Raw genomic sequence first — 9,424 nt, 5'->3', positions numbered from 1 at the left:
GCGCTCAATCGCATGATTCAACTCGCTAAACCTCTTTCCTATCCTGTTACTCGTTAATTATCTATCCTAATATCCTCTTTCTTTTGCCTTCTTTTGTTTCATGCAACAAAGCCCAGTTGTTATAAAAGCTTGGGGGAGTATGAAGAAGCGATCACCCATCACCAGCAATCTCTCGAAATCAAAGAAGAAATTGGAGATCCGTCTAGTATCGCTATTTCTTTGCACAATATCGGAGAGATATTGATTAAGTTAGAAAAATACCCTAAAGCAGAAACTAACATTAAAAATGCACTGACTATTTTTGATAAAATCGACTTTCAAACTGGAAAAGCCCATAGTCTTAAAGCCCTTGCGGAAATCGCCCATAAAACCAATCAACCCCAACTCGCCCTCAGCCATTGCCAATCCGCCCTCACACTCTCCCAAGAACTTGGCATTCCTTTAGTCAAAGACTGCGAAGAACTCCTAGCAAAAATTCAGGATGACTTAGGAGAATAACTGATGTTACGTGGAACTATCACTCCATCCACTCCATCAGGCGATCCTTCTGTAGGGGCAAAGCATTGCCACGAAAACCTATAAATTTTCAGATAATTTTGATTTAGCAATGCTTTGCCCAAACCTCACAACGCAGGGACAAGTTATCGATGAAAGCACAAAGGGTTGAGCATTTGCATTTCAAGATGATTGTGGGGAGTATAAAAATAATGGCGCAAATGCTCAACCCCTACAAGTTTTTTTATAGGGCTTTGAGGGCGCGAATAATTCATGACACTAACCAAAATTATGCCAGAAAAATCCTTGTATGATCGCGACTTTACCGCATGGGTAAAACTCACGACACAGCAACTCAAAGACAAGAACTTTGAGCATCTTGACCTTGAAAACTTAATTGATGAAGTAGAAAGTTTAATTTCTGAGCAGAAAAAATGGATTAGGGAATCCCTGATCAAGATTTTGACCTATGCGATGAAACGCTTGTATTTAGACATTCCAGAACGCTTTCATGACTGGGAGCGATATGTTTTGCGGGGACAGCAGCAATTAGAATCGGACGTGAGAGACAGTGCCAGCATTCTCGAATATTGGGATGAGCTTTTTGATCACGCTTGGGCGATCGTGCTAATCAGACTTGAGTATGACTTCAAAACCGATGAGGAATTTGACAGACATCCATATCCCAAAACATGGCAGTTATCAAGGGATTTTGAGTTTTTAGTTGCTGATGATTTCTATAGGAAGTAAGTAGGTATCTGAGGATAATTTAATCTGGGGTTTAGAAGATACTCTTCATTTCCATTACGATTCCTTTAGTTTTGATACTTCCTATTTTGAGTTTTCTCATGCCTAGCTACTAAATACCAAAACACAAAATGGCTACGCTATTTTGTGTTTTTAAAACCCTTAGAGGGTTTGGCTCTTGATTACCGAAAATATGCCGACATTTTTGTGGATTAGTATGATTCATCTTTCCCGCAAATAGGCTTAGCTCACGTTGTTTGTAGTTTTAACAACTTTTTTTGTAAAACTATAGACAAAACCTATCCCATGGGGTTAGGATTGTTAATCGTGACTAAAAACAGAAACTAAGCAAATCAAGCAAAGTCTTGGCTGACTTAAGTCTGAGCCACGAATTGGTATAGAAATCTAGAAATATTCAAAAAGTTTTTAATTCTATAACAACCCAAGAGATTGTGTTTCCCACGTCTAGTAATTTGGACTAGACATCTTCTGTAAGTCGTCTCGAAGACCCTCAACCAGCCTTCAAAGTCAATAATGCTTACCTAAGATCGAAACCGATCTCCTTTGAGCCTGTCAAAAAATCTGTGCAACCCAGTACAGATGCATTTGCAAGTCAAGCAAGCGGAGCTAATTTTCATGACCGTCGGAATTCTCGGCATAAAACTTGGGATGACCCAAGTATTCGATTCGGATGGCAACGCTGTTCCAGTAACCGTTGTCCATGCAGGACCCTGCACAGTCACTCAGGTTAAAACTGATACCAAAGAAGGCTACAAAGCCATTCAAATTGGTTATGGCAAAACCCGTGAATCATTGTTAACTAAGCCAGAGCTAGGACACCTTAAAGTGTCAGGTTCGGAACCAGTTAAGCACTTACGTGAATATCGTCTTGATAATGTGAGTGAATACAGCATTGGTCAGACTCTAGATGTTAGCCAATTTAAAGATGGCGACATCGTTGATGTCATTGGAACCAGCATTGGTAAAGGTTTTGCTGGTTATCAAAAACGCCATAACTTCGGTCGTGGTCCAATGGCTCACGGTTCTAAGAATCACAGACAACCAGGTTCTACTGGTGCAGGTACAACCCCTGGACGTGTATACCCTGGTAAGCGGATGGCTGGTCGTCTTGGCGGTAAACAAATCACCGTAAAGAAGCTAACTGTAGTCAAAGTCGATGCAGCGAACAATGTGCTGCTAATTAAAGGAGCAGTTCCAGGTAAAGCTGGTGCGTTGCTTAACGTCATTCCTACCGTAATTGTCGGCAAGGCGAAGTAAAGGCGCAAGTGAAGGCGCGAAATAAAGACTAAGTAGTTTGTTCGTGAGATCGAGAGAGTTTAAGTTATGCCTATAGTAAAAGATTGGACAGGGAATGAAGTTGGCGAAGTAGCCCTTGAGTTGCGTGTTGCTAAAGAAGCAACCGCCCAAGGTCTAGTTCACCGCGCCCTCGTCAGACAGTTAGCCAATGCCCGCCAAGGCACAGCCTGTACCAAAACCCGTACGGAAGTACGTGGTGGTGGTCGCAAGCCTTTTAGACAAAAAGGTACTGGTCGCGCCCGTGCTGGTTCGACCCGTTCTCCTTTGACCCGTGGTGGTGGCGTTATCTTTGGACCTAAGCCCAGAGATTATGAAACCAAGATGAACCGTAAAGAGCGTCGTTTGGCTCTTCGTACTGCTTTCACTGGTCGTGCTGCCGATTTGATTATAGTTGAAGATTTTGCAGTAAATCTCGCGCAACCTAAGACCAAAGAGCTATGTCAAGCCCTTGAGCGTTGGGGTGTTGTTGCTGGTAGCAAAGCTTTGATGATCACTGCTCAGAAAGATGAGAACGTTGTCTTGTCTGCTCGGAATATTCAAAACTTGCAATTGCTTGTTGCCGATCAGCTCAATATTTTTGACATCGTTAATGCTGACAAGATTGTGGCAACTCGCTCGGCGATCGCCAAGATTCATGAGGTATACGGTGGCGATGCAAAGTTAGCAACCGAGATCGTTACGGTCGAAGAAGCAGAATAACGGAATAAGTAAGAAAAATATGGCTAAGATCCCAACCAATTTCGACCCTCGTCGTTTGCCCGACATCATTCGCCGCCCTCTGCTCAATGAAAAGGCAACCCGACAACTAGAAAGCAACAAGTACACCTTTGATGTTGTGCATGATGCTACAAAGCCTGAAATTAAAGCTGCAATTGAAAGCTTGTTTTCAGTCAAAGTTCAAAAAGTGAATACCCATAATCCACCCGCACAAGCGCGTCGTATTGGTAAGTTCGCTGGCAAACGCGCTCAAATTAAGAGAGCGATCGTCACTCTCGCTGAAGGCAGCAAAATCGATTTGTTCCCAGATGTATAGAACTCAAAATAAATAACCCAAAGTTATTTTGCTGAGAAAAACAAACCAAGAATCGTTCTTTAACAACATCAGACAATTATGGGCGTTCGTGCATATAAACCGTATACCGCTAGTACCAGACAAACAGTTGTCTCGGATTTTGCGGAAATCACCAAATCAGAACCCGAAAAGTCTTTAACCACTCACGTTCATCGTAAAAGAGGACGTAACAATCGTGGTGTAATCACTAGCCGTAGACGTGGCGGCGGTCACAAGCGTCTTTATCGGATTATCGATTTCAAACGCAACAAACGCGACATCATCGCTGAAGTTATTGCGATCGAGTACGATCCCAACCGCACCTCTCGGATTGCTCTGTTGCAATATGAAGATGGCGAGAAAAGATACATCCTTGCACCTAAAGGCATTGCCGTTGGCAACAAGATTCAAGCGGGTACAAGCAATGTACCTTTTGAAATTGGCAATGCAATGCCCTTGGTAAACATTCCTCTTGGTACGATCGTTCACAACGTTGAACTTGTCCCCGGTAAAGGCGGACAAATCGTAAGGTCTGCTGGTGCTGGCGCTCAAATTGCAGCTAAAGAAGGCGATTTTGTGACTCTCAAGCTTCCTTCTACCGAAGTTCGTTTGATCCGTAAAGAATGCTTCGCCACCATTGGACAAGTTGGCAACCTCGACCACAGTAACACCAGTCTGGGTAAGGCAGGTCGCAGCCGTTGGTTAAACCGTCGTCCTAAGGTTCGTGGTATGGTCATGAACCCTGTCGATCACCCTCATGGTGGTGGAGAAGGTTGCGCCCCCATTGGACGCAGTGGTCCTGTTACACCTTGGGGTAAACCAACTTTGGGCTACAAGACTCGCAAGAAGAAGAAGCTCAGCGATGCCCTAATTGTTCGTCGCCGCCGCAAGTCCTCGAAGCGCGGTAAGGGCGGACGTAACGCCTAATTTTTTCTTAGCGATTGCCTTCGCAGTCGCTAAGCGCTAAGACTTATTTAGAGAGTACAAATTATGACGCGATCGCTAAAAAAAGGTCCCTTTGTTGCCGATCACTTACTGACCAAAATTGAAAAGCTGAACGCCAAAGGCGAAAAGCAAGTTATCAAAACATGGTCACGCGCTTCCACCATTCTTCCTCAAATGATCGGGCATACCATTGCCTGCCATAACGGAAAACAGCACGTTCCTGTATATGTCACGGAGCAAATGGTAGGACACAAACTCGGTGAGTTTGCACCTACTCGCACCTTCCGCGGTCATGCCAAGAGCGATAAAAAGGCTAAGAGATAGGTAGACAGGTAGTTAAAAATGATCCTCGCCCAAAACGAAATCCCTGCCGTAGCCAAATATATTCGGATGTCACCTCACAAGGTGCGCCGAGTCCTCGACCAAATCCGTGGTCGGAGCTACCGCGAAGCATTAATGATTCTAGAGTTTATGCCCTATCGCTCCTGCGAACCCATTACCAAGGTACTGAGATCCGCAGTTGCTAATGCAGAACACAATGCAGGTTTAGATCCCGCATCCTTAGTAGTTAACCAAGCCTACGCCGACATGGGACCAAGCCTCAAGCGCTTCCGTCCCCGTGCTCAAGGTCGCGCTTATCAAATTCGTAAGCCCACTTGCCACATCACCATCACTGTCAAACCAACGGAGGAAGAATAGGTATGGGTCAGAAGATTCACCCAACAGGGTTACGCCTCGGCATTACTAAGTCTCACCTTTCTCGCTGGTTTGCAGATGTCAATCGCTACGGCATCTTAGCTGAAGAAGATCACAAGATCCGCAAGTACATCGAAAAGACCCTCAGTAATGCAGGTATTGCCGATATCTTGATTGACCGCAAAGCCGATCAAGTTGATCTCGAAATCCGCACTGCTCGCCCTGGGGTTGTCGTTGGACGTGGTGGTGCAGGTATTGAACAACTTCGTGTTGGTCTCGTGAAATATCTTGAACAAGATGGTTCTCTTACCAAAACAGGTACTAGCCAAGTTCGGATCAATGTCACCGAAGTTGCAAGAGTTGATGCCGAAGCTCCATTGATTGCTGAATACATTGCTCAACAAATTGAGCGCCGCGTATCCTTCCGTCGTGTAGTCCGCCAAGCGATTCAAAGAGCACAGCGTGCAGGTATCGAAGGTATCAAAGTACAAATTAGTGGTCGTCTTAACGGCGCTGAAATTGCTAGAACCGAGTGGGTTCGTGAAGGTCGTGTTCCTCTGCATACATTGCGTGCAGATATCGACTATAGCTATAAAACCTCCAGAACCATTTACGGTGTGATTGGTATTAAAGTCTGGATCTTTAAAGGCGAAATCATTCAAGGCGAAGAAGCTCCTGCTCCTGCCGCTCAACCCCGTCGCCGCCAGCAACGTCGTCCCCAATTTGAGGATCGTTCTAGCGCTGAAGGATAAACTTCTGTCATCTAGAGTTTTGAAACATGTTAAGTCCTAAACGTACAAAATTTCGTAAGCAGCAACGCGGTCGGATGGCGGGTCCCGCTACCAGAGGAACTGAAATCAACTTTGGCGATTATGCCATGCAGGCTCTAGAGCCTTCTTGGATTACCGCTCGCCAAATTGAAGCTGCCAGACGTGCTATGAACCGCTATATTCGACGCGGTGGCAAAATCTGGATTCGCATTTTCCCTGACAAGCCTGTAACTATGCGTCCCGCAGAAACCCGTATGGGTTCTGGTAAAGGGGCTCCAGAATTTTGGGTGTCAGTGGTCAAGCCCGGTCGCATCATGTTTGAAGTAGCAGGTGTGTCTGAAGAGACCGCAAGAGAGGCAATCCGTCTTGCCGCAGCCAAGATGCCGATCAAAACCAGATTTGTTATCCGCGAGAAGGAGTAAAAATATGGCACTCCCAAAAGTCCAAGAAACTAGAGAGCTATCTGATGATGAGTTGCAAGCTCAAATCTTGAATGTCAAGAAAGAGCTTTTTGATCTGCGCTTTAAGCAGGCAACCAGACAACCCGTTCAGCCACATCAGTTTAAACATGCGAAGCATCGTTTGTCGCAACTGATGACTGTCGAACGCGAACGCCAGTCCAGAGCTTAGTAGATTTAAACAATTAATTTAAAGAACTTAAGAAAAAAGACATAGGAGTTTGAGTAATGGCAGTTAAAGAAAAAGTTGGCATCGTTGTCAGCGACAAAATGCAAAAAACGGTGGTTGTAGCGGTTGAAAACCGTTCTGCCCACCCTAAATACGGAAAAATCGTGGTTAAAACAACTAAGTTTAAAGCCCACGATGAAGAAGATAAAACCCGCGAAGGCGATCGCGTCAAAATTCGTGAAACTCGTCCTCTCAGCCGTACAAAGCGGTGGGAAGTTGTCGAGATTCTCTCATCTAGCTCGGAAGCATAAGCCATGATTCAACAAGAGTCTTATTTAAATGTGGCGGATAATAGTGGCGCTAAAAAGCTGCTATGTATTCGTGTCCTAGCTGGTGGTAACCGGGCCTTTGGCGGAGTCGGTGATGTAATTATCGCCACCGTTAAAGACGCTGCACCTAACATGCCAGTCAAAAAATCTGATGTTGTCCGCGCCGTGATTGTGCGTACCAAAGCGTCAATTAACCGCGAAAGCGGTATGAGAATTCGTTTTGACGACAATGCTGCTGTGATTATTAACCAAGACGGCAACCCTAAAGGAACCCGTGTATTTGGTCCAGTTGCGCGTGAGTTGCGGGATAAAAACTTCACCAAAATTATCTCCCTAGCGCCCGAGGTACTGTAATGCCCTTTAAGTCAAAACCTAAGTATCGTGGAAATCGCAAGTCTTTCAAGATGCATGTCAAGAAAGACGATGTTGTACAAGTAATTTCGGGAAGCTCCAAGGGAACTGTTGCTAAGGTTCTTCAAGTTTTTCCTCAAGACAGCACCATCATTGTTGAAGGTGTGAATGTCAAGACAAAGCACATTAAGCCTCAAGCTGATGGCGAGTCTGGACAAACTATTACCCGCGAATTTCCAATCCATAGTTCCAAAGTTTTGTTGTACTCCGAAAAGGAAAAGACCGCTAGTCGTTCTTGCTTTACCTTTACGGACGATGGCAAAAAAGTCAGAATGTTGAAGAAAACTGGCGAAGTTGTCGATTCTGTCAAACCTGACAAGAAATAGTTTTATTAACCTGACCAAGCCCAGGAAAAATCATCGAGGAAGATAAAATGCTAACACCGTTTGCTGAAGTCTATGCTAAACAAGCTGTTCCCAAATTGATGGAACAGTTCAAGTACACCAACATTCATCAAGTTCCCAAATTTGATAAAGTTGTGATCAATCGTGGTCTGGGTGAAGCCGCTCAGAATGCGAAGTCTCTAGAAGCTTCTTTGGCTGAAATTGCGACGATCGCAGGTCAAAAGCCCGTGGTCACCAGAGCAAAAAAGGCGATCGCAGGTTTTAAATTGCGTCAAGGAATGCCTGTCGGGATGATGGTTACACTCCGTCGCGACAAGATGAACAACTTTTTGGATCGTCTGATCAACTTCTCATTGCCTCGCATCCGTGACTTCCGCGGTGTTAGCCCCAAGAGCTTTGATGGACGTGGTAACTACACCCTCGGTGTCCGCGAGCAACTTATCTTCCCCGAAATCAGCTACGACAGCATTGAGCAAATTCGGGGGCTTGATATTTCCATCATCACCACTGCTAACACGGACGAAGAAGGACGTGCGCTCCTGAAAGCAGTTGGTATGCCCTTTAGAGAATCATAAGTAGATCGAATTAGGAGATAAGGATGGCTACCAACGACACCATCTCGGACATGCTTACCCGCATTCGCAATGCAACACTTGCAAAGCACCAGACAACTTCCATTCCTGCCACAAGAATGACGTTGAGCATTGCCCGAGTGATGAAACAAGAAGGTTTTATTGCAGATTTTGAAGAAACAGGCGAAAACATTGACCGCGCCTTGGTCGTCGCCCTCAAGTATGAAGGCAAAAACCGTCAATCGATTATTAAGCGCCTCAAGCGCGTTAGTAAACCAGGTTTACGGGTTTACTCCAATTCTAAGGAATTACCCCGTGTATTAGGTGGGATCGGCATTGCGATCATCTCCACCTCTAAAGGGATCATGACCGATCGCGAAGCCCGTAAACAGGGAGTCGGCGGTGAAGTCCTTTGCTATATCTGGTAATTCAGATCTTTTAATCTAGATCTGTTAATTCAGGCTGTTAATTCAGCAAATAACATCACAAGCAACGGAAAACAGACATGTCTCGTATTGGAAAACGTCCCATTCCTCTTCCCCCAAAAGTTGCGGTCTCTATCGTAGGGCAAGAGGTAACTGTTAAAGGACCTAAAGGCGAACTAAAGCGTGTGTTGCCCCCAACTGTAGAAATTCTGCAAGAAGAAAGCAACCTCGTTGTCAATCGCGCTAACGAATCTCGTCCCGCAAGGCAACAGCACGGTCTTTTCCGCACCCTCGTTGCCAACATGGTCGAAGGTGTATCCACTGGTTTTCAGCGCAAGTTGGAAATTCAAGGGGTTGGTTATCGTGCTAACAAGAGTGGTAGCAATATCGTCCTAACCGTTGGCTACAGCCACACTGTTGATATTGTTCCTCCCGCAGGAATTTCGCTTGATGTCGAAGATGCTTCTGGCAAGAAAGTCCCACAAGGCACATTTATTGTGGTCGAAGGTATTGATAAGGAAATCGTCGGTAACTTAGCGGCGAAGATTCGTGCTGTACGTCCGCCTGAAGTTTACAAAGGCAAAGGTATTCGTTACCTCGGTGAATTCGTCAGACGTAAGGCTGGTAAGACTGGTAAGAAGTAAAACTAGGATTTTTATATCTAGGATATTTCGGCTTCTTTATTTAATTTTCAT

The 9,424-nt window shown here is 45.1% G+C and carries 17 protein-coding genes; all 17 read left to right on the top strand.

The features are described 5' to 3' along the window. Positions 1 to 129: 129 nt before the first annotated feature. The 17 genes from H6F42_RS05115 (at position 130) to rplF (ending at position 9,373) form a co-directional block, all read left to right on the top strand. Positions 130 to 498, top strand: coding sequence for a tetratricopeptide repeat protein (locus H6F42_RS05115; protein WP_242018336.1), 369 nt, complete (start codon positions 130 to 132; stop codon positions 496 to 498). A 270-nt stretch (positions 499 to 768) separates the two neighbouring features. Then, the gene (locus H6F42_RS05110; protein WP_190398283.1) at positions 769 to 1,245 is read left to right on the top strand and encodes a DUF29 family protein; all 477 of its coding nucleotides are present in this window, start codon (positions 769 to 771) and stop codon (positions 1,243 to 1,245) included. 633 nt (positions 1,246 to 1,878) lie between these two features. Then, positions 1,879 to 2,520 carry a 50S ribosomal protein L3 gene (gene rplC / locus H6F42_RS05105; protein ID WP_190398285.1) on the top strand — a complete coding sequence of 214 codons (642 nt, stop codon included), beginning with the start codon at positions 1,879 to 1,881 and terminating at the stop codon, positions 2,518 to 2,520. 66 nt (positions 2,521 to 2,586) lie between these two features. Then, positions 2,587 to 3,258 (top strand): 50S ribosomal protein L4, encoded by a 672-nt coding sequence (gene rplD / locus H6F42_RS05100; protein WP_190398282.1) that lies wholly within the window; start codon positions 2,587 to 2,589, stop codon positions 3,256 to 3,258. A gap of 19 nt (positions 3,259 to 3,277) precedes the next feature. Then, on the top strand, positions 3,278 to 3,592 hold the full coding sequence (locus H6F42_RS05095; RefSeq protein WP_190398281.1) for a 50S ribosomal protein L23: 315 nt from the start codon (positions 3,278 to 3,280) through the stop codon (positions 3,590 to 3,592). Between the two features lie 78 nt (positions 3,593 to 3,670). Beyond that, on the top strand, positions 3,671 to 4,537 hold the full coding sequence (gene rplB, locus H6F42_RS05090; RefSeq protein WP_190398280.1) for a 50S ribosomal protein L2: 867 nt from the start codon (positions 3,671 to 3,673) through the stop codon (positions 4,535 to 4,537). A 63-nt stretch (positions 4,538 to 4,600) separates the two neighbouring features. Beyond that, positions 4,601 to 4,879 carry a 30S ribosomal protein S19 gene (gene rpsS / locus H6F42_RS05085; protein ID WP_190352277.1) on the top strand — a complete coding sequence of 93 codons (279 nt, stop codon included), beginning with the start codon at positions 4,601 to 4,603 and terminating at the stop codon, positions 4,877 to 4,879. 18 nt (positions 4,880 to 4,897) lie between these two features. Further along, the gene (gene rplV / locus H6F42_RS05080) at positions 4,898 to 5,254 is read left to right on the top strand and encodes a 50S ribosomal protein L22 (RefSeq protein WP_190398279.1); all 357 of its coding nucleotides are present in this window, start codon (positions 4,898 to 4,900) and stop codon (positions 5,252 to 5,254) included. Between the two features lie 2 nt (positions 5,255 to 5,256). Continuing rightward, positions 5,257 to 6,003, top strand: a complete 747-nt coding sequence (gene rpsC, locus H6F42_RS05075; RefSeq protein WP_190398278.1) for a 30S ribosomal protein S3 — start codon at positions 5,257 to 5,259, stop codon at positions 6,001 to 6,003. Positions 6,004 to 6,029: 26 nt separating this feature from the next. Then, positions 6,030 to 6,443 carry a 50S ribosomal protein L16 gene (gene rplP, locus H6F42_RS05070; RefSeq protein ID WP_190398277.1) on the top strand — a complete coding sequence of 138 codons (414 nt, stop codon included), beginning with the start codon at positions 6,030 to 6,032 and terminating at the stop codon, positions 6,441 to 6,443. 4 nt (positions 6,444 to 6,447) lie between these two features. Next, on the top strand, positions 6,448 to 6,651 hold the full coding sequence (gene rpmC / locus H6F42_RS05065; protein ID WP_190398276.1) for a 50S ribosomal protein L29: 204 nt from the start codon (positions 6,448 to 6,450) through the stop codon (positions 6,649 to 6,651). 56 nt (positions 6,652 to 6,707) lie between these two features. Further along, entirely contained in the window at positions 6,708 to 6,959 is a 252-nt protein-coding gene (rpsQ, locus tag H6F42_RS05060; protein ID WP_190398275.1) for a 30S ribosomal protein S17, read from the top strand. A gap of 3 nt (positions 6,960 to 6,962) precedes the next feature. Further along, a complete protein-coding gene (gene rplN / locus H6F42_RS05055; protein WP_009625480.1) occupies positions 6,963 to 7,331 on the top strand; it encodes a 50S ribosomal protein L14 in 369 nt (122 codons plus the stop codon). Next, entirely contained in the window at positions 7,331 to 7,714 is a 384-nt protein-coding gene (gene rplX / locus H6F42_RS05050; protein WP_190398274.1) for a 50S ribosomal protein L24, read from the top strand. The genes rplN and rplX overlap by 1 nt, the downstream gene beginning before the upstream one ends. 47 nt (positions 7,715 to 7,761) lie before the next feature. Continuing rightward, positions 7,762 to 8,307, top strand: coding sequence for a 50S ribosomal protein L5 (rplE, locus tag H6F42_RS05045; protein WP_190398273.1), 546 nt, complete (start codon positions 7,762 to 7,764; stop codon positions 8,305 to 8,307). 23 nt (positions 8,308 to 8,330) lie between these two features. Further along, on the top strand, positions 8,331 to 8,732 hold the full coding sequence (gene rpsH / locus H6F42_RS05040; RefSeq protein WP_103667427.1) for a 30S ribosomal protein S8: 402 nt from the start codon (positions 8,331 to 8,333) through the stop codon (positions 8,730 to 8,732). A 77-nt stretch (positions 8,733 to 8,809) separates the two neighbouring features. Beyond that, positions 8,810 to 9,373, top strand: a complete 564-nt coding sequence (rplF, locus tag H6F42_RS05035; RefSeq protein WP_190398272.1) for a 50S ribosomal protein L6 — start codon at positions 8,810 to 8,812, stop codon at positions 9,371 to 9,373. Positions 9,374 to 9,424 lie beyond the last annotated feature (51 nt).

Source organism: Pseudanabaena sp. FACHB-1998 (assembly GCF_014696355.1).
Lineage (GTDB): Bacteria > Cyanobacteriota > Cyanobacteriia > Pseudanabaenales > Pseudanabaenaceae > Pseudanabaena.
Note: the sequence above shows the minus strand (reverse complement) of the source record. Positions and strands in the feature narration are given on the sequence as shown.

Coding starts and splice junctions, on each gene's coding strand:
- rplE (WP_190398273.1), top strand. CDS start 7,762: ATGCTAACACCGTTTGCTGAAGTCTATGCTAAACAAGCTGTTCCCAAA.
- rplC (WP_190398285.1), top strand. CDS start 1,879: ATGACCGTCGGAATTCTCGGCATAAAACTTGGGATGACCCAAGTATTC.
- H6F42_RS05110 (WP_190398283.1), top strand. CDS start 769: ATGACACTAACCAAAATTATGCCAGAAAAATCCTTGTATGATCGCGAC.
- rplB (WP_190398280.1), top strand. CDS start 3,671: ATGGGCGTTCGTGCATATAAACCGTATACCGCTAGTACCAGACAAACA.
- H6F42_RS05095 (WP_190398281.1), top strand. CDS start 3,278: ATGGCTAAGATCCCAACCAATTTCGACCCTCGTCGTTTGCCCGACATC.
- rpsH (WP_103667427.1), top strand. CDS start 8,331: ATGGCTACCAACGACACCATCTCGGACATGCTTACCCGCATTCGCAAT.
- rpmC (WP_190398276.1), top strand. CDS start 6,448: ATGGCACTCCCAAAAGTCCAAGAAACTAGAGAGCTATCTGATGATGAG.
- rplN (WP_009625480.1), top strand. CDS start 6,963: ATGATTCAACAAGAGTCTTATTTAAATGTGGCGGATAATAGTGGCGCT.
- rpsC (WP_190398278.1), top strand. CDS start 5,257: ATGGGTCAGAAGATTCACCCAACAGGGTTACGCCTCGGCATTACTAAG.
- rplV (WP_190398279.1), top strand. CDS start 4,898: ATGATCCTCGCCCAAAACGAAATCCCTGCCGTAGCCAAATATATTCGG.
- rplD (WP_190398282.1), top strand. CDS start 2,587: ATGCCTATAGTAAAAGATTGGACAGGGAATGAAGTTGGCGAAGTAGCC.
- rplX (WP_190398274.1), top strand. CDS start 7,331: ATGCCCTTTAAGTCAAAACCTAAGTATCGTGGAAATCGCAAGTCTTTC.
- rplP (WP_190398277.1), top strand. CDS start 6,030: ATGTTAAGTCCTAAACGTACAAAATTTCGTAAGCAGCAACGCGGTCGG.
- rplF (WP_190398272.1), top strand. CDS start 8,810: ATGTCTCGTATTGGAAAACGTCCCATTCCTCTTCCCCCAAAAGTTGCG.
- rpsQ (WP_190398275.1), top strand. CDS start 6,708: ATGGCAGTTAAAGAAAAAGTTGGCATCGTTGTCAGCGACAAAATGCAA.
- rpsS (WP_190352277.1), top strand. CDS start 4,601: ATGACGCGATCGCTAAAAAAAGGTCCCTTTGTTGCCGATCACTTACTG.